General features: G+C 74.7%; 22 protein-coding genes and 1 riboswitch. Of the genes, 7 read left to right on the top strand and 15 right to left on the bottom strand.

Going from position 1 to position 26,629, the window contains the following annotated elements; genetic code table 11:
* Positions 1–25: 25 nt before the first annotated feature.
* Complete coding sequence (locus ACSMX9_RS04615; RefSeq protein WP_445400170.1) at positions 26–1,873, bottom strand: endonuclease/exonuclease/phosphatase family protein; 1,848 nt, start codon at positions 1,871–1,873, stop codon at positions 26–28.
* A gap of 277 nt (positions 1,874–2,150) precedes the next feature.
* On the opposite strand from ACSMX9_RS04615, the gene ACSMX9_RS04610 reads away from it, so the two are divergent.
* Entirely contained in the window at positions 2,151–3,674 is a 1,524-nt protein-coding gene (locus ACSMX9_RS04610) for a hypothetical protein (protein ID WP_445400168.1), read from the top strand.
* Positions 3,675–3,725: 51 nt separating this feature from the next.
* Here the strand turns inward: ACSMX9_RS04610 and ACSMX9_RS04605 are convergent, their stop codons facing one another.
* Entirely contained in the window at positions 3,726–4,925 is a 1,200-nt protein-coding gene (locus ACSMX9_RS04605; RefSeq protein WP_445402889.1) for a TerD family protein, read from the bottom strand.
* Positions 4,926–5,098: 173 nt separating this feature from the next.
* Between ACSMX9_RS04605 and ACSMX9_RS04600 the strand changes: the two genes are divergently transcribed.
* Entirely contained in the window at positions 5,099–5,635 is a 537-nt protein-coding gene (locus tag ACSMX9_RS04600) for a GNAT family N-acetyltransferase (RefSeq protein WP_445400166.1), read from the top strand.
* 51 nt (positions 5,636–5,686) lie between these two features.
* Entirely contained in the window at positions 5,687–6,733 is a 1,047-nt protein-coding gene (locus tag ACSMX9_RS04595) for an aminotransferase class V-fold PLP-dependent enzyme (protein WP_445400164.1), read from the top strand.
* Between the two features lie 52 nt (positions 6,734–6,785).
* Here the strand turns inward: ACSMX9_RS04595 and thpD are convergent, their stop codons facing one another.
* The 5 genes from thpD to ACSMX9_RS04570 all read right to left on the bottom strand — a co-directional run bounded on the left by thpD (position 6,786) and on the right by ACSMX9_RS04570 (position 11,489).
* The gene (gene thpD, locus ACSMX9_RS04590) at positions 6,786–7,685 is read right to left on the bottom strand and encodes an ectoine hydroxylase (RefSeq protein WP_445400162.1); all 900 of its coding nucleotides are present in this window, start codon (positions 7,683–7,685) and stop codon (positions 6,786–6,788) included.
* Between the two features lie 2 nt (positions 7,686–7,687).
* Positions 7,688–8,086 carry an ectoine synthase gene (locus ACSMX9_RS04585; protein WP_351244289.1) on the bottom strand — a complete coding sequence of 133 codons (399 nt, stop codon included), beginning with the start codon at positions 8,084–8,086 and terminating at the stop codon, positions 7,688–7,690.
* Positions 8,087–8,139: 53 nt separating this feature from the next.
* On the bottom strand, positions 8,140–9,411 hold the full coding sequence (gene ectB, locus ACSMX9_RS04580) for a diaminobutyrate--2-oxoglutarate transaminase (protein ID WP_445400160.1): 1,272 nt from the start codon (positions 9,409–9,411) through the stop codon (positions 8,140–8,142).
* A 46-nt stretch (positions 9,412–9,457) separates the two neighbouring features.
* Positions 9,458–10,012 carry a diaminobutyrate acetyltransferase gene (gene ectA / locus ACSMX9_RS04575; RefSeq protein ID WP_445400158.1) on the bottom strand — a complete coding sequence of 185 codons (555 nt, stop codon included), beginning with the start codon at positions 10,010–10,012 and terminating at the stop codon, positions 9,458–9,460.
* Between the two features lie 430 nt (positions 10,013–10,442).
* Positions 10,443–11,489, bottom strand: a complete 1,047-nt coding sequence (locus ACSMX9_RS04570; protein ID WP_445400156.1) for a pyridoxal-phosphate-dependent aminotransferase family protein — start codon at positions 11,487–11,489, stop codon at positions 10,443–10,445.
* 102 nt (positions 11,490–11,591) lie between these two features.
* Between ACSMX9_RS04570 and ACSMX9_RS04565 the strand changes: the two genes are divergently transcribed.
* Both ACSMX9_RS04565 and ACSMX9_RS04560 read left to right on the top strand, forming a co-directional pair.
* Positions 11,592–12,683 (top strand): amidohydrolase family protein, encoded by a 1,092-nt coding sequence (locus ACSMX9_RS04565; RefSeq protein WP_445400155.1) that lies wholly within the window; start codon positions 11,592–11,594, stop codon positions 12,681–12,683.
* 329 nt (positions 12,684–13,012) lie between these two features.
* Positions 13,013–13,972, top strand: coding sequence for an SCO1860 family LAETG-anchored protein (locus ACSMX9_RS04560; protein WP_445400154.1), 960 nt, complete (start codon positions 13,013–13,015; stop codon positions 13,970–13,972).
* A gap of 60 nt (positions 13,973–14,032) precedes the next feature.
* Here ACSMX9_RS04560 and cobC read toward each other — a convergent pair whose 3' ends face one another.
* A complete protein-coding gene (cobC, locus tag ACSMX9_RS04555) occupies positions 14,033–15,550 on the bottom strand; it encodes an Rv2231c family pyridoxal phosphate-dependent protein CobC (RefSeq protein WP_445400152.1) in 1,518 nt (505 codons plus the stop codon).
* Between the two features lie 88 nt (positions 15,551–15,638).
* On the opposite strand from cobC, the gene ACSMX9_RS04550 reads away from it, so the two are divergent.
* Entirely contained in the window at positions 15,639–16,367 is a 729-nt protein-coding gene (locus ACSMX9_RS04550) for a ZIP family metal transporter (RefSeq protein ID WP_351244275.1), read from the top strand.
* A 23-nt stretch (positions 16,368–16,390) separates the two neighbouring features.
* Here the strand turns inward: ACSMX9_RS04550 and ACSMX9_RS04545 are convergent, their stop codons facing one another.
* The 7 genes from ACSMX9_RS04545 to ACSMX9_RS04515 all read right to left on the bottom strand — a co-directional run bounded on the left by ACSMX9_RS04545 (position 16,391) and on the right by ACSMX9_RS04515 (position 25,046).
* A complete protein-coding gene (locus ACSMX9_RS04545) occupies positions 16,391–17,782 on the bottom strand; it encodes a cobyrinate a,c-diamide synthase (RefSeq protein ID WP_445400150.1) in 1,392 nt (463 codons plus the stop codon).
* Between the two features lie 7 nt (positions 17,783–17,789).
* Positions 17,790–18,425 (bottom strand): cob(I)yrinic acid a,c-diamide adenosyltransferase, encoded by a 636-nt coding sequence (gene cobO, locus ACSMX9_RS04540; protein WP_445400148.1) that lies wholly within the window; start codon positions 18,423–18,425, stop codon positions 17,790–17,792.
* Complete coding sequence (locus ACSMX9_RS04535) at positions 18,425–20,506, bottom strand: putative cobaltochelatase (protein ID WP_445400146.1); 2,082 nt, start codon at positions 20,504–20,506, stop codon at positions 18,425–18,427. The genes cobO and ACSMX9_RS04535 overlap by 1 nt, the downstream gene beginning before the upstream one ends.
* Positions 20,507–20,594: 88 nt before the next feature.
* Positions 20,595–22,136, bottom strand: a complete 1,542-nt coding sequence (locus tag ACSMX9_RS04530) for a cobyric acid synthase (protein WP_445402888.1) — start codon at positions 22,134–22,136, stop codon at positions 20,595–20,597.
* A 5-nt stretch (positions 22,137–22,141) separates the two neighbouring features.
* Positions 22,142–23,101 carry a cobalamin biosynthesis protein gene (locus ACSMX9_RS04525; RefSeq protein WP_445400144.1) on the bottom strand — a complete coding sequence of 320 codons (960 nt, stop codon included), beginning with the start codon at positions 23,099–23,101 and terminating at the stop codon, positions 22,142–22,144.
* 144 nt (positions 23,102–23,245) lie between these two features.
* Positions 23,246–23,371: riboswitch (cobalamin riboswitch) on the bottom strand.
* A gap of 171 nt (positions 23,372–23,542) precedes the next feature.
* Positions 23,543–23,779 (bottom strand): hypothetical protein, encoded by a 237-nt coding sequence (locus ACSMX9_RS04520; protein ID WP_445400142.1) that lies wholly within the window; start codon positions 23,777–23,779, stop codon positions 23,543–23,545.
* A gap of 10 nt (positions 23,780–23,789) precedes the next feature.
* A complete protein-coding gene (locus ACSMX9_RS04515; RefSeq protein ID WP_445400140.1) occupies positions 23,790–25,046 on the bottom strand; it encodes an anion permease in 1,257 nt (418 codons plus the stop codon).
* Between the two features lie 411 nt (positions 25,047–25,457).
* Here ACSMX9_RS04515 and ACSMX9_RS04510 point away from each other — a divergent pair, with 411 nt between their 5' ends.
* Positions 25,458–26,594, top strand: coding sequence for an alpha/beta hydrolase family protein (locus ACSMX9_RS04510; protein ID WP_445400138.1), 1,137 nt, complete (start codon positions 25,458–25,460; stop codon positions 26,592–26,594).
* Positions 26,595–26,629: the final 35 nt, after the last annotated feature.

The raw sequence follows: 26,629 nt of genomic DNA, 5'->3' as shown, positions 1-26,629 counted from the left end.
CCCGGCGGGTGCGCCGTGACCCCGGTCAGCGGCGCACCCGCAGCACCTGCGGGTCGTGGTCGCTGTTCTGGTCGGCGAACTCGGCGTTGATGTGCACGGTGTCGTAGGAGAAGCCGCCCCGGCGCACCGATGGGCTCACCAGGATCTGGTCCAGGACCTGGCTGTTGCCCTGGTACGCGTACGAGTAGCGGTCCCCGGCCGGCAGCGACCTGACCGCCGACCACAGGGCGCCGCCGTCCTCCAACAGCTCCGTGGTCCGGGAGAACGCGAAGTCGTTGATGTCGCCGAGGGCGATCACGTCCGCGGTGGGCTGGACCTTCAGGATGTCCTTGACGAAGGCGTTCAGCTCCGTGGCCTGCCGGTGCCGCTGGTTCTCCGAGGAGCGCGCCGGCGGCTGGAACTGCGAGGTCAGCGCCTGGTCGCCGCCCTTGGAGGCGAAGTGGTTGGCGATCACGAACACGGTGCGCCCCCGGAAGACGAACTCCCCGGCGAGCGGCTTGCGGCTGTTCGTCCAGGCGTCCGAGGCGGGGGCCACCCGCCCGGGGGAATGGGTCAGTGCCGCCTTGCCGGCGCGGCGGACCACCCCGGTGGCGGTGGTGGCGTCGCCGCCGGGCCGGTCGGTGAAGGACACCCGCTGCGGGTTGAAGAGGAAGACCTGGCGGATGTTGCCGCCGGGCTCGCCCCCGTCCCGGCCGTCCGCCGGGTCGACGGACCGCCAGGCGTAGCGCGGGCCGCCGCGGGCGGCGATCGCCTCGGTGAACCGGGCGAGCGTCACCCCGGCGGAGACCGTGCCGTCGTCGGTGCGCCCGTTGTCGTCCTGGACCTCCTCCAGGGCCAGGACGTCGGGGGAGGCGAGGTTGGTCACCACGGCCTCGGCGAGGGAGTCGAACTTCTCCTGCGGGTCGCCCGGGTCGAGGTTCTCGACGTTGTAGGTGGCCACCGCCAGTTCGCGCCGGTGCTGCGGGCGGGTGCGCTCCCGCTCCAGCCCGCGGTCCACGACCGTGACCGGGGTCCGGGCGGTCAGCGTGTAGCCGCCGAACTGGTTGAAGTCGAGGGGGCCCTCCGCGCCGCCCTTCAGCAGGTCGCCGACGTTCGCGGCGGGGAAGGGTCGCTCGGCGACCGGGGCCAGGGACTGGACCTTGAGGCGTCCGGTGTTCTGGTCCCGGTAGGAGCCGTAGACGGTGCCGCCGCGCCGGTTGGCGTTCTCGCCGGGCTTCACCGTCACCCACAGTTCGTTGAACGCGGTGGCCCCGACCACGCGGGAACTGCCGATGCGGACGTTCATGCCCTCCAGGGACTCGTAGCGGTCCAGGGCGTGGACGGTGGGCCGCAGGGGCAGCCCGTTGATCGAACCCCCGGCGGTCGGGTCGCCGACGGGGGTGTAGGAGTCCGGGACGGAACGGCCGTCGAGGGTGACCGGCGCGGGCAGCGGGTTGCCGCTGGACACCACGGTCACGGTCGGGCGGCTGAGCTGGGTGAGCGACTGGTTCCCGCCGGCCGTGCCGCCGGGGACGAACTCGGTGACGGTGCCCGAGACCCGCACCTCGTCCCCGGGGGCGACCGCGGGGGCCGTTCCGGTGAAGACGAACAGGCCCTCGCTGGTCGCCGGCGACCGGTCCGGGACGGTGCTCTGGAACCAGAAGCCCTTGGACGAGCCGTAGCCGCGGACCCCGGTGACGGTGCCGGGGACCTCGGTGACCTGGGCGCCGACGAGCGGGGAGAGGCGGGTGGTGCCCTGGATGTCGTGGATGGCGACCCGGTCCGTCGTGGGGGTCGCCGCCCGGGCCGGGACGGTCAGCACCGTGGACGCCACCGTGGAACACACGGCGGCGACGGTGAGCGCGGCGAGGCGGGTCGAGGTGCTGCTCGGCAAGGGGGTCCCTCCGAAGGGTGAAGCGGACGGTGCGGGGGACGGCGGTCGCCGGAGCCGGGACGAGCGGACGGGGGCAGGGGGCTTCGGCCCTGAGCGGAACGTTTCGCTCCGACCGGTGACCGACCGGTTTCTACGCGCGTCAATCTCTTGGGTGGGCAGTGGAGTTGTCAAGGCCCCGACGACCGGCAGTGCGTGACGAGTACATGAACCGGAGGGGCCGTCCCGAAACCCGTCTAGGCTGAGCGGCCGGACCGTATGCCTGGAGGAGACCCCCGCGATGACCGATCCTTCCCCGTTCCCCCCGGTGCGGCTGCGCCCCGAGGCGGAACTCGCCAGGGACGCGCTCGCCTCCCCCTTGTTCTCCCGTGCCGTCCGCCTGGCCCGGTGGGCCGGCCCCGGGAGCCGGGTGGGCGCCGGGGGCGAACTCGCCACGGAACTGCTCCCCGCGGCGGCCGTCGAACTCGGCCTCCTGCCGGCCGACGGCACCGCGCCCGCCGGGTCCCCCGACGAGGTCGAGGACGCCCTCGCCGACGCCAGCGAGGCATGGCGGATCGCCGTCGACACGGGCCTGCTCGACATCGTCGAGGACGACGAGGAGGACTCCGGGGACGAGGCCCCCCGGGCGCAGGACGGGGAAGGCGGCACCGTCATCCACGGGGCGGACCTGGCCCTGGTCACCGAGGGCACCCCGCACGAGGTGCTCGGCCTCTGGCTGACCGCGCTGGACGCCGTCCTCGCCGATGCCAGCGTGCCCGACCTCGACGGGCTGGTCGACGTCCTCGAAGAGGGCGGCACCGTCGACTTCGCCGAACTGGACTGGGACCCCGAGGCCGAGGCCGCGTTCCTGGAGGGCGTGCTCGGCAACCTGTACCTGCTGACCGCCAGCGAGGACGGCCCGCTCGACGGCCGGGTGCCGCTGCCGGCGCTGGCCGCGTCGATGCTCGTCCCCGACGACATGGGCGAGCCCAGCGACGACGTCCTCGAAGAGGTGTCCGACGCGATGCTCCGGCTCGACGGACAGTTCCGGATGCTGGCCCCGCTCGGGCTGGTCGACTACGAGCCCGTCGACGAGGCCCTGATGGCCGAGGACGGGACCGTCGCGGAGGAACCCGCCCCCGACGACCCCGACGACCTCGACGTGAGCAGGTACGGCATGGTCCGGCTCACCCCGCTCGGACTGTACGGGGTGCGGGCCCGGATCCTGGAGGCCGGCGTCGAGGCGCCCGTGGTGGGAGACCTCGCCGACAAGGGCGCCGACGTGCTCCTGGACCGCACGGCCCGCTTCCCCTCCGAGGCGGCCCGCACCGAGACCACGCTGTGGCTCGCCGACCGCGAGCCCCTGGCCGCCGCCCGGGAACTGCTGGCCGCCGCCCGCGGCACGGACGAGGACGGACCGCTGCGCCGGCTCTGCTGCCAGCAGGCGCTCGCCCTGGTGGGCGGCCCGGCCGAGCCGGCGCTCAGGGAGGTGCTCGACGATCCGGAGCTGGGCGGGCTGGCCCGGGTGTGGCTCGCCGAACACGGGGCGGCCGACGTGCCGGCGCCCGGTGAGGACATGATCTTCTGGCTCACCGTCGACACGGTGGCCGCCCAGCTCGCGGCCGAGGGCAACTCGGACGAGTTGCAGGCCCTGGTGGAGGGGCTCGCCGCCCAGCACACCGGGTTCTTCGACGTGGTGTGGAAGGTCGGGCACCCCGCGACGGCCGAGGTGCTGGAGGCCATGGGACGGCTCCACCCCGACAAGGCGGTCGCCAAGCAGGCGCGGAAGGCGGCCTTCAAGGCCCGGTCCCACCGGCAGTCCTGACCCCCCGGAGCCGGGGCCGGCCCGCGCACGCGGGCCGGCGGCTCCCTCGGGTCACAGGATCTGGGCGCCCGGCTTCACCATCCCGCGCACGGTGCGCGACTTGACGAAGTCGCCGAGTGCGGTCATCTCCCACTCGCCGCTGTACTGGCGGATCAGCTTGCACATCATCACCCCGGTCTGGGGCTGCGCGCTGGTCAGGTCGAAGCGGACCAGCTCCTCGCCGGTCGCCGCGTCGATCAGCCGGCAGTACGCCTTGGCGACCTCGGTGAACTTCTGGCCGGAGAAGGAGTTCACCGTGAACACCAGGCCCGACGCCTCCTGGGGCAGCCGGCCCAGGTCGACCACGATGACCTCGTCGTCGCCCGCGCCCTCCCCCGTGAGGTTGTCGCCCGAGTGCTTGATCGAACCGTTCAGGATCGACAGCTTGCCGAAGTAGCAGCTGTCGAGGTGGTTGCGCTGCGGGCCGTAGGCGATGACCGAGGCGTCCAGGTCGATGTCCTTGCCCCGGTACGCGGGCTCCCAGCCCAGCCCCATCTTCACCTGGGAGAGCAGCGGACGACCCCCCTTGACCAGGGAGACCGTCTGGTTCTTCTGGAGGGTGACCCGCCCCTTGTCGAGGTTGATCTTGCCGGCGCCGAGCGTCGGTGCGGCGGGCGCCGCGGCCGGGGCCGGCGGCGCGGGCTGCACCGGGGGCGCGACCGGCGCGGGGGTCACCGGCGCCGGGGCGGGCACGGGCGCCGGGGGAGCTGCCGCGGTCGGCTCCTCGACGGTGACGCCGAAGTCCGTGGCGATGCCGGCCAGACCGTTGGCGTAGCCCTGGCCCACCGCGCGCACCTTCCAGGCGCCGTTGCGCTGGTACACCTCCACGATCACCAGCGCGGTCTCGGTGCCCAACTGCGGCGGGGTGAAGGTGGCGATCGTCCCCCCGCCGACCGCGTCGCGGACCGTGGCCGTGGGCTCCACGCCCTGGAAGCTCTGCCCCGCCGCATCGGGGCTCGCGGTCACCACGACCTTCTCGATGCCGGCGGGCAGGGCCGCCGTGTCGATGGTGATCGCGTCGGGCGCCGTGCCGCCTCCCGAGCGGTAGGTCACGCCCGCGCCCGCGGGCTGGTTGTAGAAGATGAAGTCGTCGTCGGAGCGCACCTTGCCGTCGGCGGTGAGCAGCAGGCCCGAGACGTCGAGCCGTACGGGCGCGGCGACGTCCACCACCACCTTGGCGGTGGTGAGGGGAAGGTTCGAGCCGGGGGTCATAGCGGTCATGCCGACCTAACGAACGGTGTCCCCGCGCCGTTCCCCCGGGGGAACCGTCCGCCCCGCGGAACGCACCCGTTCGGCGGCACCCGCGCCGCGCGGGCCGGTGCGGTCGCGGCCGACCGGACGCGGTCCTCCGCCGCACCCGTCCCGACCTCTGGGAGACTGGTCCGATGATCGAGATGCGGACGGCCGGGAGCGCCGACCACGACCAACTGGACGCCCTGGACGACTCCTTCACCACCGACCGGGTGCTGCACGTCACCGCGGGGGAGTCCGGGTTCGAGATCCGCAGCGTGGCGGTGCAGCCGCCGTTGCGCAAGGAGTACCCGGCGGACCCGGAGGCCGACCTCGCCCGGCGCGATCCGCGGGCGCACCACACCGTGGTCGCCGTGGAGGGGGAGCGGGTGGTCGGCTTCGTCGCCGTCGCGCACGTCGAGTGGAACCGGCGCGCCCACGTCGAGCAGGTCACCGTGCATCCGGAGTACCGGGGGCGGGGCATCGGCGGTGCGCTGCTGGCGCGGGCCGAGTCCTACGGCCGCGAGGTGGGGGCCCGCACCCTCTGGCTGGAGGTCACCAACGTCAACGCGCCGGCGGTGCGGGCCTACCGACGGCTGGGCTTCACGGTGTGCGGGCTGGACACCAGCCTCTACCTGGGCACCCCCGCCGAGGGCGAGATCGCCCTGTTCATGTCCAAGCCGCTGGACTGAACCGGGCGGGCGCCGTGGACCGGGCGCGGGCCGCGGGGGCACAGTGGAGGCATGGACACTCTCGACGGGACCCTGGTCCGCACCGAGTTCACGCCCCGCACGACCTATCTGAACACCGCGAGCACCGGGCTGTTGCCGGCCCGGACCGTGGCCGCGATGCACACCGCTGCCCGGGCCGCCGCGGACGGGCTGCCGGCCGACATGTTCGCGGACGTGGCGGCGAGCCGGGCGGCCTTCGCCCGGCTGATGTCGGTCCCGGAGCGGCGGGTGGCGGCGGGCGGGTCGGTCTCGGTGTACACCGGACTGATCGCCGCCTCGCTCCCGCCGGGGGCCGAGGTGCTCACCGTCGAACAGGACTTCAGCTCCACCGTCGCCGCCTTCCACAGCCGCGGTGACCTCAAGGTCCGGGAGGTGCCGCTGGAACGGATCGCGGACTCCGTCGTGCCGAGCACCGACCTGGTCGCGCTGAGCGCGGTGCAGTCCGCGGACGGGCGCGTCGCCGACCTGGCAGCGGTGCGGGAGGCCGCCCGCGAGCACGGGGCGCGCACCTACCTGGACGTCTCCCAGGGCGCCGGCTGGCTCGACGTGGACGCCGGGGCGTACGACTTCGTCTCCTCGGTGGCGTACAAGTGGCTGCTGTGCCCGCGCGGGGTCGCCTTCCTGGTGGTGCCGGAGGACTTCGGCGGGCTGCGGCCCACCTTCACCGGCTGGGCGTCCGGCGAGGACCCCTGGGCGAGCTGCTACGGGCCGGTCACCGAACTCGCCCGCTCGGCCCGCAGGTTCGACGAGAGCCACAGCGTGTTCGCCTACGCCGGGGCCCGGCAGTCCCTGGCGCTGGTGGAGGAGTTGGGGACCGACGCGGTCCGGGCGCACGACCTTGCCCTGGCCGGGCGGTTCCGCGCGGGACTCGCCGAACGGGGGCTGGCCCCGGTCCCGGCACCGGGTTCCCCGGTGGTGTCGGTGCCCGGCCTGGGGGATCGGCAGGGCGAGCTGGGCCGGGCCGGCGTCCAGCTGTCCGACCGGGCGGGCAACCTGAGGGCCGCCTTCCACCTCTACAACACCGAGGCCGACGTGGACCGGCTGCTCGACCTGCTGTGACCCCGGGGTGCGGCGGCCCTGCGGTTCCGGTCGCCGCACCCCGGGCCCCGCGTCAACGCACCGGGCTGAAGTCCCGGGCCCCGATGTACTCCGGCCGCCGGACCGGGGCGGCGAAGGGCTCCTGGGCCGCGTTCTCCACGCTGTTGAAGACGATGAAGACGTTGCTGCGCGGATACGGGGTGATGTTGTCCCCGGAACCGTGCATGCAGTTGCAGTCGAACCAGGTGGCCGAGCCCGCCGGGCCGGTGAAGAGCCGGATGCCGTGCCGGTCGGCGAGCTCGGTGAGGGCGGCGTGCGACGGGGTGCCCGCGTCCTGCATCTGGAGCGACCGCTTGTAGTTGTCCTTCGGCGTGGCCCCGGCGCAGCCGAGGAAGGTGCGGTGCGAACCCGGCATGATCATCAGCCCGCCGTTGGTGTCGAGGTTCTCGGTGAGCGCGATCGACACCGACACCGTCCGCATGTTCGGCAGCCCGTCCTCGGCGTGCCAGGTCTCGAAGTCGGAGTGCCAGTAGAACCCGGACGCCCCGAACCCCGGCTTCACGTTGATCCGGGACTGGTGGACGTACACCTCGGAACCGAGGATCTGCCGGGCGCGGCCGACCACCCGTTCGTCGCGGACCAGGGCCGCGAAGACCTCGCTGATCCGGTGCACCTCGAACACCGAACGGATCTCCTGCGAGGTCGGCTCGACGATCGAGCGCGGGTCGGAGCGGACGGCCGGGTCCCCCACCAGCCGGTCGAGCTCCGCGCGGTAGACGGCGACCTCGTCGGGGGCGAGCAACCGGTCGACGGTGAGGAAGCCGTCCTCGTCGTAGGCGGCCAGCTCCTCGCGGGAGACGGGCCCGGGGGCGTCCAGGTGGTTCCAGACCACCGGGTCCCGGCGGGTCACGGTCACCTCCTCGGGGCCCCGGCTCGGGTACAGGTCCGCGCGGCGGTCGGCGGTGGCGGTCATGGTCAGCCCTCCTCGGTCAGCAGCGGATAGACGCCGTTCTCGTCGTGGTCCTCCCGCCCCGTCACCGGCGGGTTGAACACGCACAGGCAGCGGAAGTCGGTCACCGGGCGCAGGGTGTGCCGCTCGTGGCCGTCGAGCAGGTACATCGTGCCGGGGGTGATCAGGTGCTTCTCCCCGCTCTCCTCGTCGACGAGCTCCGCCTCGCCCTCGACGCAGACGACGGCCTCGACGTGGTTCGCGTACCACATGGACGTCTCGGTGCCCGCGTACAGGACCGTCTCGTGCAGGGAGAAGCCCACGCCCTCCTTGGCCAGGACGATGCGCTTGCTCTCCCAGGTCCCCGAACGGGACCTCACGTGCCGGTCCGTTCCGTCGAGGTCCTTGAACGATCGGACGATCACTGTCTGCTGCCTCTCTGTCGTGCATGCGGGTGGGACGGTGCGCGGGGAACGGCTCAGGCGGTCTCGCGGACCGCCCGGGCGAGGGTGCGCAGGCCCTCGTCCAATTCCTCGGGGGTCACGGTCAGCGCGGGCAGGAGCTTGACGACCTCCCCCTCCGGGCCCGAGGTCTCGATCAGCAGCCCGAGGTCGAAGGCGCGCCGGGCCACCCGGGCGGCCCGGCCCTTGTCGTGGAACTCCACGCCCCACACCAGTCCGCGGCCCCGGTACTCCTTGACCTCGGCGCGGTGCTCGCCGGTGAGCGCGCCCAGCGCCTCCTCGACCTGCTGGCCGCGGGCCAGGGTCTGCTTCTCCATCGCGGGCCCGTCGGACCAGTAGGTCTCCAGGGCCGCGGTGGCCGTCACGAACGCGGGGTTGTTGCCGCGGAAGGTGCCGTTGTGCTCGCCGGGCTCCCACACGTCCAGCTCCGGGCGGAACAGGCAGAGCGACATCGGCAGTCCGTAGCCGCTGATCGACTTGGAGACGGTGACCACGTCCGGGACGATGCCCGCCTCCTCGAAGGAGAAGAACGCGCCGGTCCGTCCGCACCCCATCTGGATGTCGTCGACGATCAGCAGCATGTCCCGGCGGGCGCACAGGTCGGCCAGCGAACGCAGCCACTCGGGGCGCGCCACGTTGATGCCGCCCTCGCCCTGGACGGTCTCCACGATCACCGCGGCCGGGTGGTTCAGCCCCGACCCCTGGTCCTCCAGCAGCCGTTCGAACCAGAGGAAGTCCGGTACCCGGCCGTCGAGGTAGTGGTCGAAGGGCATCGGGGTGCCGTGCACCAGCGGGATGCCCGCGCCGGCCCGCTTGAAGGCGTTGCCGGTCACCGCGAGCGAGCCGAGGGACATCCCGTGGAAGGCGTTGGTGAACGACACGATCGACTCGCGGCCCTTGACCTTGCGGGCCAGTTTCAGCGCGGCCTCGACGGCGTTGGTGCCGGTGGGGCCCGGGAACATCACCTTGTACGGGAGGTCGCGGGGGCGCAGCACCAGGTTCTGGAAGGACTCCAGGAAGGCCCGTTTGGCGACCGTCGACATGTCGAGCCCGTGGGTGACCCCGTCCCGTTCCAGGTAGTCGATCAGGGCGCGTTTCAGCACCGGGTTGTTGTGGCCGTAGTTCAGCGAGCCGGCGCCGGCGAAGAAGTCGAGGTAGGCGTGGCCGTCCTCGTCGTGGATGCGGCTGCCCCGGGCGCGGTCGAAGACGGTGGGCCAGCCGCGGCAGTAGCTGCGCACCTCCGACTCCACGGTCTCGAAGACGCTCAGGTCGGGCTGGGTGATGGTCACGGGTTCTCCTGGCTGGTCGGCGGGTGCGGGGCGGGCGGGGCGGGGCTCAGGTGCCGAGCGGTCCGATGCGGTGGAGGACCTCCGGAGCGTGGTCGCCCCCGGGGAACGCCCCGGCGGCGAAGAGCACCTCACGGGTGAGCGGCACCCGGTGCCGCTCGGCGAAGGAGGTGAACAGCCGTTCGGAGGCGGTGTTGCCGGGGGTGACGGTGGCCTCCACCCGGTTCAGGGCGACCGGGGCCGGGGCGCGGTGGGCGCCGACCCGGGCGACCAGTCCGTCGAGGAGGGCGGCGGCGAGTCCGCGTCCCCGGTGCGCCGCGTCGACGGCCACCTGCCACACCACCAGGGTGTCGGGGCGGGCGGGGCGGATGTAGCCGGTGACGAAGCCGACCGGCCGGCCGGCCTCGTCCCGCGCCACCACGGAGGTGTCGGCGAAGTCCCGGCACCACAGCAGATAGCTGTACGAGGAGTTGAGGTCGAGCGTGCGGGTGTCCCGGGCGATCCGCCACAGGGCGGCCCCGTCGGCCACTTCCGGGCGGTCGATCCGCAATCCGACGGGCATTTCCTGGAAACGGGTGCGCTGATCTGCTTGTGCAGCGGTCATGCGGATTTAATTTACCGACCAATTCTTGGGATTGCATGGCTCGGCGGGGTTACGGAGATCGGAGCGATGTGTTATCGCGCGGGCGCGTACGGCGCGGGAGCGGGCAGCAAAAAGCCCGCTTTGCCTGGTATTTATCGGGGCAAAGCGGGCTTGATGTGGAATGGGTCACAGATCGGGAGGCGTGAATTCGCTCAAGAATCGACCCGATGAACGGTGATGAAATCTTGGCGTTTAACCTCGGGAAGGCCGGGCAGGAGAGTGGGGGTCCGCCGTTCGAAAAACAATTCCGCATTCATATTCCGGATCGAGGCAACCCGGTTCGTCGGAAAGACGTCCGGGGCGCACGACGGCCGGGAAGCCGGGCGGTGCGGCCGCCCGCGAGGGGCCCCGCACCGCCGGTGCGAGGGGCCCGCACCGCCCGGCGCGCGGATCAGTCCGCGAGCGCCCCGCCCAGTGCGGCCAGGGACCGCTCGACCACCTCGGGGGAGGCGTTCGGACCGTAGTGGTTGACCCGGACCATCTCCTGGGCCAGCGTCCCGCCGCCGGCCACCAACGGCACCCCGGGGTCGAGGTCCAGCGCCCGGGCCACCACGGCGGAGGCGTCCACCGCCTCCGGCACCCGCAGCGTGGTCGCCACCGGCGCCGCGTGCCGGGCCTCGTGGACGTACGGCTCCAGGCCGACACCCAGTGCCACCGCCCCGGCGCGCACCGCGCGGGCGGCGGCGGCGTGCCGCTCCATCACCACCTCCGGCCCCGTCGCCTCGATCCGCTCCACGCACGCCTGGAGGGCCAGCATCTCCAACTGCGCGGGGGCGTGCGGCAGTCCACGGCGCCCCGCGTCGATCCACCGCTCCTTCCAGTCGAGGAGCGACAGGTAGGAACGCCTCGGCGCCCGCGGGTTGGCCGCCATCCGTCGCCAGGCCCGCTCGCTCACCGACACGGCCGACACCCCGGCCGGCCCGCCCATCGCCTTCTGCGCCCCGATCACGCACAGGTCCACGCCCCAGGCGTCGGTCAGCAGCGGCTCGGCGGCCACCGAGGCCACCGCGTCCAGCATGAACAGCGCCCCGTGCCGGCGCACCACCTCGCCGATCTCCGCGACCGGATTGGTGTTCCCCGTCGCCGCCTCCGCGTGCACCAGCGACACGAAGTCGATCTCCGGGTGGCCGGCCAGCGCCTCTTCGACCTGCTCGGGCGCCACCGCGGCGTGGTAGGGCACCGCCAGGTCCACCACCTTCGCCCCGCAGTCCCGCAGCCAGTCGCCGAAGGTCTGGCCGTAGGGGCCGGTGATGACGTTCAGTGCGGTGGTGCCCGGGCCCGCTGCGCCGCGGATGCACCCCTCCAGCGGCAACAGGGCCTCGCCCTGGGTGATCACGACGTCCTGCGCGGTGTGCAGCAACCCCGCCACCTGCCGCTCGATCGCGGCGAAACGGTCGGCGGTCAGGGGAGCCAGGTCGTCGAGGAGGGGATGCGTCACGGCGTGCTCTTTCCGGGTCATCGAACGCCCGTGGAAGGTTCCCGGGCGGCCACGAGCGTAACCGGGCGCGGCGCGCGCGGGGGATGACCCTAGGCTGCCGGTATGACGGATCAGCCGGTGCTGCACGTGAAGGGGCGGGTGCTCGCGGGCCCCGAGGACGTCCGCGACGAGTTGTGGGTGGTCGACGGGCGGGTCACCTACCAGCGGCCCCGGGCCGTCCGGGAGGCGGTCACCGTCACCGGATGGGCCCTGCCCGGTCTGGTGGACGCGCACTGCCACGTCGGCCTGGACGCCCACGGTCCGGTGCCCCCGGAGACGGCCGAACGGCAGGCGCTGGCCGACCGGGAGGCCGGTGCCCTGCTGCTGCGGGACGCCGGCTCGCCCTCGGACACCCGCTGGATCGACGACCGCGAGGACCTGCCCCGGATCGTCCGGGCCGGCCGCCACATCGCCCGCCCCCGCCGCTACATCCGCAACTACGCCCATGAGATCGAGCCCGCCGACCTGGTCGCCTACGTGGCCCAAGAGGCCCGGCGCGGGGACGGCTGGGTCAAGCTCGTCGGGGACTGGATCGACCGGGAGGCGGGGGACCTGGCGGCCTGCTGGCCCCGTGACGCCGTGACCGCGGCGATCGCCGAGGCCCACCGGCTGGGCGCCCGGGTCACCGCGCACTGCTTCGCCGAGGACTCGCTCCGGGACCTGGTGGAGGCGGGCATCGACTGCATCGAGCACGCGACGGGGCTGACCGAGGAGACCATCCCGCTGTTCGCCGAGCGCGGGGTGGCCATCGTGCCCACCCTCGTCAACATCGCCACCTTCCCCCGGCTCGCGGAGGGCGGCGAGGCCAAGTTCCCCCGCTGGTCCGCCCATCTGCGCCGGCTGCACGCCCGCCGCTACGACACGGTCCGTGCCGCTTACGACGCGGGGGTGCCCGTCTTCGTCGGCACCGACGCCGGCGGCTCGCTCGCGCACGGCCTGGTCGCCGCCGAGGTCGCCGAACTGGTCACGGCGGGCATCCCGCCGCTCGCGGCGCTCTCCGCCACCACCTGGGGCGCCCGGGAGTGGCTGGGGCGCCCGGGGCTGACCGAGGGCGCCCCGGCGGACCTCGTCGTGTACGGGGACGATCCCCGGTCGGACGTCCGCGTGCTGGCCGCGCCCCGCCGCGTGGTGCTCCGCGGGCGGATCGTCGGCTGAGCCGATCGTCGCCCGTCGCCGGGCGGCCGGTTGACGGGCCGTCAGCCGGCCGCGGTGCACCGTCGCCCGGACCGGGGGCGGCCCGCCCCTCCCGGTGACGGACCGCCGGCGCGGCCGGGCCCCGGAGGGGGCGCTCGTGGGAGCGCAATCAAACACAGGGACGGAAACCCCCCTTTGGAGTGAACTCACGCCAGGTTGCCGCCCGTTCACTCTCGGTGCGTGAGGATTCACTCGTACGGCACGGTCGCCGCCCGCCCGGTTCCCGGTGCGGGCTGCCGAGCGATCCCGCCGTCGCCTTTCCGAATGTCTCTCGTGGGGGTCCCACCACCTTGAACAGCAATGCCTTCCGCCTGCCCGCGCGCCGCCTCGGCGCGACCGTCGCCGCCACCGTGCTGGCCGCCGCGCCCGCCACCCTGGTGGGCGCGTCCACCGCGCACGCCACCGGCGACGAGGGCAAGGCGAGCGCCGTCGTGCTGCGGACCGGGCTCGACGTCTCCCTGCTCAACAAGACCGTGAACGTCCCGCTCGCGGTCTCCCTGAACGACGTCCAGGCGCCGGCCAGCGCCGACAAGACCGCACTCACCGCCACGCTCGACGGAGTGGAGGGCGGCAAGCCCTTCACCGTGCTGCGCGCCGACGTCGCCCAGGCCAGGGCCACCGTCGAGGAAGCCCGCGCCGAAGGGTTCACCAACCTGGCCCGGGCCCGGGTGAACCTGCCGGGACTGCCGCTGCTGTCCCTGATCGAGGTGGAGAAGGTCACCGCCCGCGCGCTCTGCGCGGTGGGCCGGCAGCCGGTGGCGGAGGCGAACGTACTCGGCCACGTCACGGTGCTCGGCAAGAAGGTCACCCTGACCGCCGGCGGGGTCACCGAGGTGGCCGTCCCCGGAGTCGGCGAGGTGCGGATCGACCTCTCTGAGCGGTCCACCACCTCCCGCACCGCCGCCGCGACGGCGCTCGAACTGAAGGTGTCGGTCAACCCGCTGAAGCTCAACGTCGCCGAGGTGAACGGAACGGTGACCCTGGCCGGCGCCACCTGCGCGACCCCGGCCGCCCCCGCCGAACAGCCGGCGAAGCCCGAGCCGAGCGAGGCGCCGGAGCAGCCTGCCAAGCCCGAGGAGCCGGCGAAGCCCGAGGAGCCGGGCACCAAGCCCCAGACGGGCCCCGGGGAGAACCTCGCCGAGACCGGCGGCAGCTCCACCACCCCGTACCTCGCCGGAGGCGCCGCCCTGCTGGTGGCCGGCGGCGCGGGCGCGCTCTACCTGACCCGCAGGGCCCGTCGCCAGCCCTGACCCGGACCGCGCGGCCCCCGGACCGTTCCGCACACCGGTCCGGGGGCCGCGCTCAGCCCGTCACAGGGCGCGTTCCAGCGCGGCGAGGAAGGCCGCGCAGACCTCGGCGTCCCGCACCGCCACCCGCAGCCAGTCGGGCCCCAACCCCGGGAAGGTATCCGCCCGCCGCACCGCGAACCCGGCCCCCCGCAGCCGCTCCCGCACCCCCGGCCCGTCGTCCACCCGCACCAGCACGAACGGCGCCTGCGCCACCCCGTGCACCCGCACCCCCCTCGGGGCGAGCCGGGCCAGCCCCGCCAGCAACCGCGCCCGGTCCGCGGCGACCTCCCCGGCGACCCGGGCCGCCTCCGCGAGCGCCCGCTCGGACAGGCACGCCTCCACCGCGACCAGAGCCGGCGTCGACACCGGCCAGAGCGGCTGGGCCCGCTCCAACGCCCGCACCGTCCCCGCCTCCGCGACCACGTACCCCACCCGCAGCCCGGCCAGGCCCCAGGTCTTGGTGAGGCTCCGCAACACCACCAGCCCGGGCACCTCCCGCCCCGCGAGGGCCTCCCGCTCCCCGGGCACCGCATCGATGAACGCCTCGTCGACGACCAGCGTCCGCCCCGGCCGGGCCAGCCGCAGCAGCGCCTCGGCCGGATGCAGCACCGAGGTCGGGTTGGTCGGGTTCCCCACCACCACCAGGTCCGCGTCCGCGGGCACCGCCCCGTCCCGCAACCGGAACCCGTCCTCCGGGCGCAGCAGCACCCGCTCCACCCGGTGCCCGGCGTCCCGCAACGCGGCCTCCGGCTCGGTGAACTGGGGGTGCACCACTACCGCCCGGCGCGGCGACAGCGCCCGCGCGAGCAGCACGAACGCCTCCGCGGCGCCCGCGGTGAGCAGCACCCGGTCGACCGCCACCCGGTGCCGGGCGGCGACCGCGGCCCGGGCGGCCCGCCCGTCGGGATAGGCCGCGAGCCCGGGCAACGAGCCGGCGATCCGCTCCCGCAGCCACGCCGGCGGGGTGCCCGTGCGCACGTTCACCGCGAGGTCGACCAGGTCCCGTCCCCCGTCGCGGACCTCCGCGTCGCCGTGGTGGCGCAGGTCGTGATCGTCCGGCGCGGCGCCCGGCGCCCCTTCGCCCGGGAGCCGGGCCAGCGCACAGGTGACCCGCACCGACCTGCCGTCGGACGGCGCCGACTTCCGCTTGGGCACGAGAAGTTCGCCGCCCGCCGACAGCGCGGCGGCCTCCGCCACCGAGGGCGTGCCCACCGCGGCCAGCGTGCCGGGGGAGGGGTGCGGCACCGTCACCCGCGCCAACTCCGCCGCCGGATACGCCCGCAGCGGCACGCCCAGCCGCCGGGCGGCCCCCACCAGGCCGGGCTCGCCGGCCCGGCGGTCCACGGTGGCCAGCGCCCCCAGGGCGTCCCGGTCCAGCCCGGCCTCCGCCAACACGGCCCGCACCAGCGCCAGCACCTCGTCCGCGGTCACCCCGCGGCCCGCCCCGACCCCGGCCACCACCCGCCCGGGGCGCGCCCGGTCCCCGCCCCCGGAGCGCAGCGGGGGGACGGACGGGGCCGGGGGCGCGGACGGGACCATGACGGGTTCCTCTCGAAGGGGCGGGCCGGTCGGGTGACCGGGGAACGGAGTGCGTGCGTCCGGCCCGCGCATCCGCTAGCAAGGCGCCATGGTCGTGCTCGTAGCGCTGGGTTCGTTCGTGATGACGCTGGTCGGCGGCCTGGCGGCGCAACGCGTCGTGGACCGCCGACACCTGGTGCTGGGCTTCGCGGGCGGCCTGATGCTCGGCGTCGTCGGCTTCGACCTGCTGCCCGAGGCGCTGGAGGGCGCCTCACGGCGGGTGCACGGGGTCCCGCTGGCGCTGCTGCTGTTCGTCGGCGGCTTCCTCGGCGCCCACGTGGTGGAACGCCTGCTCGCCCTGCGCCAGGCCGAACACGGGGCGCACGACCCCGAGCACGTGCCGCAGGTCGGGCTGGGCGCCGGTGCCGCGATGGTGGGCCACAGCCTCGCCGACGGGGTGGCCATCGGGGCGTCGTTCCAGGTCGACACCGCGGTGGGGATCAGCGTCGCGATCGCCGTGATCACCCACGACTTCGCGGACGGCTTCAACACCTACACCGTCACCAGCGCCTACGGCAACGACCGCCGCAAGGCCCTCGCCATGCTCCTCGCCGATGCCTGCGCCCCCCTCGTCGGCGCCGCCTCCACCTTGCTGTTCACCGTGTCGGCGCCGGTCCTCGCCGGCTACCTCGCGTTCTTCGGCGGCGTCCTGCTCTACATCGCCGCGGCCGAGATCCTGCCCGAGGCCAGCCACCGCCACCCGGCCCGCTCCACCCTGCTGTGCACGGTCGCCGGGGCCGCACTGATGTGGCTGGTGGTCGGCGCCGCCGGGCACTGAGCCGGCGCACGCCGGGCGGCGGCTCACCCCGCGCACGAGGACTCCCGCGCCGCCGCGTCCCGCCACGCCGCGCAGTGCGCCACGAACCGTCCCGCGACCTCGGGCGCGGCGGCCCAGTGGGTGTGCAGGTAGCTCGCGTGCACCCCGCCCAGGACGAAGCCCTCCACCCGGGCGCGGGGGGTGCGCAGCCCCCACGCCGGCGTGGGGCCGGCGCCCGGCTCCAGCACCGTGCGGTGGAACTCGTGGCCCCGCAGCCGGGTGCCCGCCGCGGCCAGCACGCTGTCCGACACGGCCACCGCCTCCCGGTAGCCCAGGGTCAGCCGCTGCGACATCCGGGCTTCCCCGGGCACCACCGCGCACATCGGCCGCCCGTCCAGCGAGCGGGCCAGGTACAGCAGGCCCGCGCACTCGGCGGCGATCGGGGCGCCCGCCGCGGCCAGGGCGGCGACCTCGGCCCGCAGCGCCCCGTTCGCGGCCAGCTCGCCCACGTACATCTCGGGGAAGCCGCCGCCGATCACCAGCCCCGCGGTGCCCTCTGGCAGCCGCTCGTCGCGCAACGGGTCGAAGACGACCACCTCGGCCCCCGCCGCGGTGAGCAGTTCCGGGTGCTCCGCGTACAGGAACGAGAAGGCGGCGCCGCCCGCCACCGCGACCACCGGCCGCCGCCCCGCCGCCGGGACCACCGGCGGCCTCGGCTCCCAGGGCACCCCCGACAGCGGGGGAGCGGTGCGGGCCAGCGCGAGCAGCGCCTCCAGGTCGCAGCCCCGGCGCACCGTGTCGGCCATCGCGGCCACCGCCGCCGTCGCGTCCCGGTGCCGCTCGGCCACCGGCACCAGCCCCAGGTGCCGGGACGGGGTGGTCACGCCCTCGGCGCGGCGCAGCGCACCCAGCACCGGCGTGCCCGCCTCCTCCAGGGCGTCCCGCAGCAACTCCTCGTGCCGGTCCGAGCCGACCTTGTTGAGGATCACCCCGCCGATCCGCACCTGCGGGTCGAAGGAGGCGAAGCCGTGCACCAGGGCGGCCACCGAACGGGACTGCGAGGAGGCGTCCACCACCAGCACCACCGGCGCCCGCAGGAGTTTGGCCACCTGCGCGGTGGACGCCAGTTCGCCCTGCCCGGAGGCCCCGTCGTACAGGCCCATCACCCCCTCCACCACCGCGAGGTCGGCACCCCGGGCGCCGTGCGCGAAGAGCGGGCCGACCCGCTCCGGGCCGCACATGTACGCATCGAGGTTGCGCCCCGGGCGGCCGGTGGCCAGGGCGTGGTAGCCGGGGTCGATGTAGTCGGGCCCGACCTTGTGCGGGGAGACCCGCAGCCCGCGCTCGGCGAACGCGGCCATCAGTCCGGTGGTCACGGTGGTCTTGCCGCTGCCCGAGGCGGGCGCGGCCACGACCAGCCGCGGCACGTCGATCATCGTCGGTTCACCATTCGATGCCCCGCTGGCCCTTCTGGCCCGCGTCCATCGGGTGCTTCACCTTCGACATGTCCGTCACCAGGTCGGCGAAGGCCACCAGTTCGGCGGGGGCGTTGCGGCCGGTGATGACCACGTGCTGGTTGCCGGGCCGCTCCCGCAGCACCGCGACCACCTCGGCCACGTCGATCCACCCCCAGTGCAGCGGGTACGCGAACTCGTCCAGGACGTACAGCCGGTAGGTCTCGGCCGCCAGGTCGCGCTTGATCTGCTCCCAGCCCTCGCGCGCCTTCGCCGCGTTCACCGCGTTGGAGTCGGCCGGGTCGGCGCCCTCGGCGGCGGCGGAGGGCGCCCGCTGGATCCAGGACCAACCCTCTCCCATCTTGTGCCAGTCGACGGTGCCGCCCTCGCCGCTGGCCCCCAGCACCCGCAGCGCGTTCTCCTCGCCGACCTTCCACTTCGCCGACTTGACGAACTGGAACACCCCGATCGGCCAACCCTGGTTCCAGGCGCGCAGCGCCATCCCGAACGCCGCCGTCGACTTGCCCTTGCCGATGCCCGTGTGCACCATCACCAGCGGCCGGTTGCGGCGCTGACGCGTGGTGAGCCCGTCCTGGGGCACGACGGACGGCTGTCCCTGTGGCATTACGCTGCCCTTCCCCGGGTGCCCGCGGCACCCCGTACGTCCTTGACCAGTCCCGCGAGCGCATCGGCCCGCAGCTCCTCCAACGTCACCGGCGTCCCGCCGAGGTCGGCGGCCAGCCGGCCGGCGAGCCCCAGCCGCACCGGACCCGACTCGCAGTCCACCACCACCGAGGCGACCCGGTCGGCGGCCAGCAGCCGGGCCGCCCGGGCGGCCCGCCGCACCGGTTCCACCCCGCCGGTGGCCCGGCCGTCGGTGACCACGACCAGCAGTGCCCGGCGCGCCGGGTCCCGCAACCGCTCCACCCGCAGCACCTCGCGGGCGCGTAGCAGCCCGTCCGCGAGCGGGGTCCTGCCGCCGGTGGCCAGCGAGGCCAGCCGGGTCGCGGCGGTGTCCACCGAGGAGGTGGGCGGCAGGGCGAGCGCCGCGTCCGCGCCGCGGAAGGTCACCAACCCCACCTTGTCCCGCCGCTGGTAGGCGTCCAACAGCAGGGAGAGCACGGCGCCCTTGACGGCGCTCATCCGACGACGTGCGGCCATCGAACCGGAGGCGTCCACGGCGAACAGCACCAGGTTGCCCTCCCGGCCCTCCCGGGTGGCCTGGCGCAGGTCGTCCCGGCGCACCAACAGCCCCGGGCCGGACCGGCCGCGGGCGTGCTGGTGCGGGGCGGCCGCCCGCACGGTCGCCGACAGGTGCAGCTTGGTGAGCGCCCCGCGCGGACGACGGTCCCCGATGGTGCGGCCGTGCTCGGTACGGGCCCGGGAACGTCGGCCGGCGGCGCCCTCGCCGAGCCCGGGCACGGTCAGGGTCCGGGTGCGGAACGGCTCCCCGGCCGCCGCCGCGGGCTGCTCGGGGGCGACGCCCACCGGCTGCCCGGCCGGCGCCCCGGGTGCCTCGGGCGTCTCGGCGGGCGGAGCCTGCTCCGGCGCCTCCCGCGGCGGGGGCGGTGCGCCGGGCCCGCCCTGCGGACCGTCCGGGCCGCCCTCGGGGCCGTCCGGGCCCGGTTCGTCCGGCCCGCGGTCGGGGTCTTCGGGTCCCTCGGGTCCGGCCGGCGGGTCCGGCTCGGGCTCCTCGTCCGCGAAGCCGTCCAGCACCTCGTCGAGCTTCTCCTCGTCCAGGCCCGGGGCGTCGAACGGGTTGCGCCGCCGGCGGTGCGGCAGCGCCAACAGCGCCGCCTGCCGGACGTCCTGGGTGCGGACCTCGGTCCGCCCGTCCCACGCGGCCAGTGCCGTCGCGGTCCGGGCCATCACGATGTCCGCGCGCATCCCGTCCACCTCGAAGGCCGCGCAGACCGCCGCGATCCGCAGCAGCGCGCCGTCCCCCAGCCGCACCGCGGGCAGCAGCAGCCGGGCCGCCGCGATCCGCTCGCGCAGCGCCGACTCCTCCCCGGCCCAGCCCGCGGCGAAGCCCACCGGGTCGTCGTCGTGGGCGAGGCGCCGCTTGACGACCGCCACCCGTTGCTCGGGCTCCCGGGACGCCGTCACCTCGACGGTCAGCCCGAACCGGTCGAGCAACTGCGGACGCAGCTCGCCCTCCTCCGGGTTCATGGTGCCGACCAGCAGGAACCGGGCCGCGTGCCGAACCGAGACCCCCTCCCGCTCCACGTACGAGGCACCCATCGCCGCCGCGTCCAGCAGCAGGTCCACCAGGTGGTCGTGGAGGAGGTTCACCTCGTCCACGTACAGGATGCCGCGGTGGGCCTCGGCCAACAGGCCCGGTTCGAACGCCTTCACCCCGTCGGCGAGGGCCCGCTCGATGTCCAGGGCGCCCACCAGCCGGTCCTCGGAGGCGCCGACCGGCAGTTCCACCATCCGGGCCGGCCGGCCGGCCCGGGGGCCCGCCCCGTGCGGGCCGTCCGGGCAGTTCGGGTCGGGTGCGTCGGGGTCGCAGGAGAAGCGGCAGCCGGCGACGGCCGCCACCTCGGGCAGCAGCGTCGCCAGCGCCCGGACCGCGGTGCTCTTCGCGGTGCCCTTCTCGCCGCGCACCAGGACGCCGCCGACCGCGGGCGACACGGCGTTCAGCAGCAGCGCGAGCCGGAGGTCGTCCTGGCCGACGATGGCGGTGAATGGATACGGGGTGGTCACCCGTGGTCCTCCCAGTCTTCAGCGGTCTCGGTCGGTGCGGAACGGCCACGCCCGGCGGACGGGCCGGGTCGGGGCGGGGCCGGGCGTCTCACGGGGCGCCCGGCGGGACGAACGGCAGACCCGGCGGCGGCCCGGCGGCGATCAGCTCGCACAGGGCGTCGGTGTCCGTGTGGCGCTCGATCAGATCGGCGAGGCGGTCCAGTTGTTCCTCGCGCAGGGCGGCGAAGGAGGTGTCCGGCGCCGGGACGAAACCGCGCCCCGCCTGCGCCGCGACCTGCCGCAGGAAGGCCCGGCGGAAGCCGTCCGACTCCAGCGAGCCGTGCCAGTGGGTGCCCCACACCGAGCCCCGTCGGCAGCCGTCCAGGAAGGGTTCGCCGCCGAGCACGTCGGCGACGCCGTGGTGGATCTCGTACCCGTCGACCCGCTCGCCCAGGGCCGTGCCCGAGGGGCGGGCCAGGGTCTTCTCGACGGCGAACCGCACCCGTACGGGCAGCAGTCCGAGGCCCTCGACGGTGCCCGCGCGGGACTCGACCTCGTCCTCGACGCCCTCGCCCAGCAGTTGGAAGCCGCCGCAGATCCCCAGTACGGGCCGCCCCTCGGCGGCCCGGCGCCGCAGGGCCTCGGCGAGCCCCCGCCGCTCCAGCCAGCGCAGCGCGGCCACCGTGCCCCGGGTGCCGGGCACCACCACCAGGTCGGCGTCGGCGGTCTCCTCCGGCCGGTCCACGAAGCGGACGGTGACCCCGGGTTCGGCGGCGAGCGCGTCCACGTCGGTGAAGTTCGACATCAACGGCACCGCGCACACCGCGATCCGCAGCACCTCGGTGCCGTGCGGCTCGCCGGCCGGCGACTCGCGCACCGTGCCCCGCAGCGACACCCGCAGCCCGTCCTCCTCGTCGATGCCGAGCCCGTGTTGGAACGGCAGCACCCCGTAGGTGGGACGGCCGGTGAGGGTGCGCAGCATGTCGAGGCCCGGCTCCAGCAGTGAGACGTCGCCGCGGAACTTGTTGACCAGGTAGCCGGCCACCAGGGACTGGTCCTCGGGGGCCAGCAGCGCCGTCGTCCCGAAGAAGGAGGCGAAGACCCCGCCCCGGTCGATGTCGCCGACCACCAGCACCGGCAGCCGGCCGGCCCGGGCGACGCCCATGTTGACGATGTCGGTGCGCCGCAGGTTGATCTCGGCCGGGCTGCCCGCGCCCTCGCACACCACCACGTCATGGGTGGCGCGCAACTCCTCCAGGCACCCCACGACGGTGTCGAGCAGCGCCTCGCGGCCCCCGGGCACCGGCTGGCCTGCCTCGGGGCCGCCCGGCGCGCCGAAGAAGCCGCGCGCGCTCATCTCCCCGACCGGACGCCCCATCAGCACCACCTGGCTGGTGCGGTCCCCGCCGGGCTTGAGGAGCACCGGGTTCATCAGGGCGCTCGGCTCGACCCGGGCGGCCTGCGCCTGCATGGCCTGGGCCCGGCCGATCTCGGCGCCGTCCCGGGTGACGAACGAGTTGAGGGACATGTTCTGCCCCTTGAACGGGGCGACCTTGACGCCCCGGCGGGCCAGCCACCGGCAGATCCCGGCGGTGACCACGCTCTTGCCCGCGTCGGAGGTGGTCCCCGCGACCAGCAGTCCGCCCCGCAGCACCCCTACCGTCCCTTCCCCGTGACCGTGCGCCGGGCCGCGAGCGCCCCGCGTCCCGCCACGCACACCGCGAGCGTCAGCCAACCCACCCGGCGCGACAGCCGCACCGCCCGGTCGATGTCCGCCACCGTGACGGCCCGCCCGTCCCCGTTCAGCACCGGCCGGTGCTCGACCCGCCCGCCGTAGGAGAGGGTGCCGCCGAGGCGGACGCCGAGCGCACCCGCGAACGCGCTCTCCGCCACGCCCGCGTTGGGGCTCGGGTGGCGTCGGGCGTCCGCGCGCCAGGCCCGTGCGGCGGCGGCCGGGGCGCCCCCGGCCGCCACGGCCAGGGCTCCGGTGAGCCGGGCCCCGGGCCAGCCCGCCACGTCGTCCAGGCGCGCCGAGGCCCAACCGAAGCGGCGGTGGCGGGGCGACCGGTGGCCGACCATCGCGTCGAGGGTGTTGACGGCGCGGAAGCCGACGAGTCCGGGCACCCCGCCGATCGCCCCCCACACCAGGGCGCCGACCACGGCGTCGGAGGTGTTCTCGGCGACGGATTCGACCACGGCCCGGGCGATGCCGTCCGCGTCCAGGGCCTCGGGGTCCCGTCCGCACAGGTGCGGCAGCCGTCGTCGGGCCGCGGCGAGGTCGCCCACGGCGAGGGCGGCGCCGACGGCCGCGGCCTCGCGGCCGAGACTGGTCCCGCCGACCACCGCCCAGGTGGCGGCGGCGGTCAGGGCGACCGAGGCGGTGCGCGAGGGGGCGGCGGCGCGCGCCACCAGGGCGGCGGCGCCGGCCGCGCCTCCGGCGCAGAGCGCGGTGTGCAGTGCGCCCCAGCCGCGGTGGTCGCGCCAGAGGAGGTGTTCGAGGGCGCCCGCAGCACGACCGAAGGCGGCGACCGGATGTCCACGGCGGGGGTCGCCGAGGAGGAGGTCGCCGATCAGTCCGGCGGTGGCGCCGTAGGCGAAGGTGCGCCCGGCCCGCATCGGCTCAGCCCGCCGGGCGTCGGCGGGCCCGCGTACGGTCGTGGGGTCCCGTGCCGTGGGGCGCGGGACGGGCAGACGGGTGCCCCGGCATCGCTGTGTCCTCACTCGGGGTCCGCGCCCCGGGTCGACGGAGACGACCGCGAGAGTCTCCTGGCTCCCGGATCGGCGTCGCCCCCGGTCTTCCAGCCGCGTGACGGCCGTGACGTGTGGTGCGGGGGAGCGCTCCCCGGTGACAGTGGCGGGACCGCGCCGGATTCGCACCGGCTTCCTCTCTGCTGCCGCCGTAATGGCCCGGGCAGTCCACCACGCCCCGAGAACACCCGTCAACCGCGCGCTGACCTGCGGCGGGGCAGTGTGTGAAGCCCCACACACGACGAAGGCCCGGTGGGTCACCACTGTGGGGGCGGTGACCGACCGGACCGGAGATCGCAACCTGGGGGGTTAGGCGACGATCAGGTTTATGCCGTAGGCGACGGCCGCGACGCAGAGGGCGAAGCAGGCGACGGCGCCGGTGGTGGCGATGGCGGCCGAACCGCCCTTGGCGTGTCCGTCGCCGGCGAGTGCGGCCTCCCGCTTGGAGAGTCCGACGAGGCCGAGGGTGAACAGGCCCACCAGGACCACGGTGACCACGAGGCTGACTCCGAAGACGGAGCCGAGTGCTGCCCAGTCGATTTTCATTGGGGGTTCCTTACACCTTGGCGGTCCGCGGCGCGGACTCCGTCGAGGGGCTGTTCGGGTCCGCCGGGAGGGTCACCGAGAGGTCACCCGTGACGGCGGTGGTGTCGCCGGCCGGCGGCGGGGTGACCGCGGCCATGGCGGTGGTGACGACGCCCGCGGGCTCGTCGTCCACGTCGTTGACGTTGGTGTGGTCGACGACCTCCTTGCGGGAGCGCAGCCAGATCGCACCCGATCCGCCGACCAGCAGTGCCGCGGTCGCGGCGACGCCCCAGGGGCCCTGCTTGGTGAGGAGTTCGGCGAGGGCGCCGACGACACCGGCGGCCGGCAGCGTCAGACCCCAGGCGACGAACATCCGGGTGGCGGTCGACCAGCGGACCACTCCGCCCTTGCGGCCCAGACCCGCGCCCATCACGGCGCCGGAGCAGGACTGCGTGGTGGAGAGGGAGAAGCCCAGGTGCGAGGAGGCGAGGATGACCGTGGCGGCGCTGGACTGGGCGGCGAAGCCCTGCTGCGGCTGCAGGTCGGTCAGGCCCTTGCCCATGGTGCGGATGATGCGCCAGCCGCCCAGGTAGGTGCCGAGCGCGATGGCGACACCGGCGGAGACGATGACCCACATGGGCGGGTTGGAGCCGGGGGCCAGTGCGCCACCGGTGACCAGGGCGAGGGTGATGATGCCCATCGTCTTCTGGGCGTCGTTGGTGCCGTGCGCCAGGGAGACCAGGGCGGCCGAGGAGATCTGGCCGGCGCGGTAGCCCTTGGAGCTGGCCTTGTCGCTGACGTTGTTGCCGAGCTTGTACGTCAGGCGGGTGGCGATCATCGCTGCGATGCCGGCCACCACGGGGGCGGCGACTGCGGGGATGAGGACCTTGGTGACGACGGTGGAGCCGTTCACCGAGTCCCAGCCGGCCGACATCACGGCGGCGCCGATCAGACCGCCGAACAGGGCGTGGGAGGAGCTGGAGGGCAGACCTACGAGCCAGGTCAGCAGGTTCCAGAGGATGGCGCCGACGAGCGCCGCGAAGATGACTTCGGGTTGGATGCCGCCTTCGTCGATCATGCCGCCAGAGATCGTCTTGGCGACTTCGACCGAGAGGAAGGCTCCGACCAAGTTCAACACGGCGGACATTGCGACCGCCGCTTTGGGCTTCATAGCGCCAGTTGAGATGGTCGTCGCCATCGCGTTGGCCGTGTCGTGGAAACCGTTCGTGAAGTCAAACACGAGAGCGGTGACGATCACGATTCCGAGGAGGAGCGTGATGTTTTCCATTTACCCAGGCTTCCGTGGGGCGTCAGTGGGGGTTGGAACGTAAGCAACCTGAGTTAACGGAAGATGAACTGGGGCAGGCATCACGGTGACTCGATCTGAGGGAGCTTTATTCCGCATGGGGAGGTCGGTCGATCGGGGGGGTAAGGGGGCTGGAGCGGTGGGCTTCGGGTGGTTCCGTGCAACGGCCCCACACGCCGCCGATGACCCGTTCAGCGTCTCATCCGACTGTACGGCCCTTCATCGGCCCGCCGCCCCACATACCCTCTTTGTCCGATCTAAGTAAGACACATCACTCGACCGGTGCTCCCGGGCGTCCGGCGGGCTCCGTCCGGGGGGTCCGGCCGGGTGAACCGCCCGGGACGCGGCGGCGCCCGCTGGCCGCGCCCCACCCCCGCCCCGACACTGGACACCGTGCGCACCGCCCGAGCCGCGACAGCCGCCACCGCAGCCGCCGCCACCGCGACCGTCACCGGCCTGCTCGCCCTGGCCGCGGGACGGTTCGCCAGCGACGCCGCCCTGAAACCCCGCCCGGGTCACCCGCTCCCCACCGACCCGCGACTCACCGTCCACGCCGTCACCGCCGACCGCGTCACCCTGACCAGGGACCTGGCCAGCCTGCGCCCCGGCACCTACGGCCTCACCGGCCGCCGCGTCCACGCCGTCGTCGGCCCGGTCGTCCCCGACGCCCCGCACACCGCCGACACCGTCGTCCGCCGGCTGGACGGCGTCACCCACGGCACCCTCGCCCCGGGGACCACGGTCCGGCTCACCCCCCAGGTCCACACCGGCGACCCGGGCACCGCGCTGGGCCTCGACCACCAGGACGTCGAGGTCCCCGGCGAAACGGGGCTGCTGCCCGCCTGGTGGGTGCCCTCCGCCCGGGACACCTGCGTCATCGCGGTGCACGGCCTCGGCACCACCCGCGAGCACCCGATGGTGGTCATGGACTTCCTGCACCGCAGCCGGTTCCCGGTGCTCTCCCTCGCCTACCGCGGCGACCGCGGCGCCCCCCGCGCCCCGGACGGCCTCAGCCACCTCGGGGAGACCGAGTGGCGCGACCTGGACGCCGCACTGCGCCACGCCGTGCGCCGGGGCGCCGAACGCATCGTGGTGCACGGCTGGTCCACCGGCGCCACCATGGCGCTGCGCGCCGCCACCCACTCCCCGCTGCGCGACCGCATCGTGGGGCTGGTCCTGGACTCCCCGGTCCTGGACTGGGAGGCCACCGTCCGCGCCCTCGCCCTCGCCCGCGGCGTGCCCCACGCCCTGCTCCCGCTGGCCGTGCGCGCTGCCGAAGGGCGCACCGGTCTGCGTCCGCACCGGGTCCGCGAACGGGCCGACGTCCGCGACCTGCGCGTCCCCACCCTGGTCGTGCACGGCCCGGACGACGAGATCGCCCCCTGGGCGCTCTCCCGGGCCTTCGCCCGCAGCCGCCCCGACCTGGTCACCCTGCACGCCGTCCCCGACGCCCCGCACGGCGCCATGTGGAACGCGGACCCCGCCGGCTACGAGGAGGCCCTGCGCCGGTTCCTGACCCCGCTCGGCTGACCCGGCGCACGCACCCCCGCCGCACCGTGACCCTC

This window comes from Streptomyces sp. LE64 (genome assembly GCF_052606915.1).
This window is presented reverse-complemented; position numbering and strand designations above follow the sequence as displayed.

Coding starts and splice junctions, on each gene's coding strand:
- ACSMX9_RS04610 (WP_445400168.1), top strand. CDS start 2,151: ATGACCGATCCTTCCCCGTTCCCCCCGGTGCGGCTGCGCCCCGAGGCG.
- ACSMX9_RS04605 (WP_445402889.1), bottom strand. CDS start 4,925: ATGACCCCCGGCTCGAACCTTCCCCTCACCACCGCCAAGGTGGTGGTG.
- ACSMX9_RS04600 (WP_445400166.1), top strand. CDS start 5,099: ATGATCGAGATGCGGACGGCCGGGAGCGCCGACCACGACCAACTGGAC.
- ACSMX9_RS04595 (WP_445400164.1), top strand. CDS start 5,687: ATGGACACTCTCGACGGGACCCTGGTCCGCACCGAGTTCACGCCCCGC.
- thpD (WP_445400162.1), bottom strand. CDS start 7,685: ATGACCGCCACCGCCGACCGCCGCGCGGACCTGTACCCGAGCCGGGGC.
- ectA (WP_445400158.1), bottom strand. CDS start 10,012: ATGACCGCTGCACAAGCAGATCAGCGCACCCGTTTCCAGGAAATGCCC.
- ACSMX9_RS04565 (WP_445400155.1), top strand. CDS start 11,592: ATGACGGATCAGCCGGTGCTGCACGTGAAGGGGCGGGTGCTCGCGGGC.
- cobC (WP_445400152.1), bottom strand. CDS start 15,550: ATGGTCCCGTCCGCGCCCCCGGCCCCGTCCGTCCCCCCGCTGCGCTCC.
- ACSMX9_RS04550 (WP_351244275.1), top strand. CDS start 15,639: ATGGTCGTGCTCGTAGCGCTGGGTTCGTTCGTGATGACGCTGGTCGGC.
- ACSMX9_RS04545 (WP_445400150.1), bottom strand. CDS start 17,782: ATGATCGACGTGCCGCGGCTGGTCGTGGCCGCGCCCGCCTCGGGCAGC.
- cobO (WP_445400148.1), bottom strand. CDS start 18,425: ATGCCACAGGGACAGCCGTCCGTCGTGCCCCAGGACGGGCTCACCACG.
- ACSMX9_RS04525 (WP_445400144.1), bottom strand. CDS start 23,101: ATGCGGGCCGGGCGCACCTTCGCCTACGGCGCCACCGCCGGACTGATC.
- ACSMX9_RS04520 (WP_445400142.1), bottom strand. CDS start 23,779: ATGAAAATCGACTGGGCAGCACTCGGCTCCGTCTTCGGAGTCAGCCTC.
- ACSMX9_RS04515 (WP_445400140.1), bottom strand. CDS start 25,046: ATGGAAAACATCACGCTCCTCCTCGGAATCGTGATCGTCACCGCTCTC.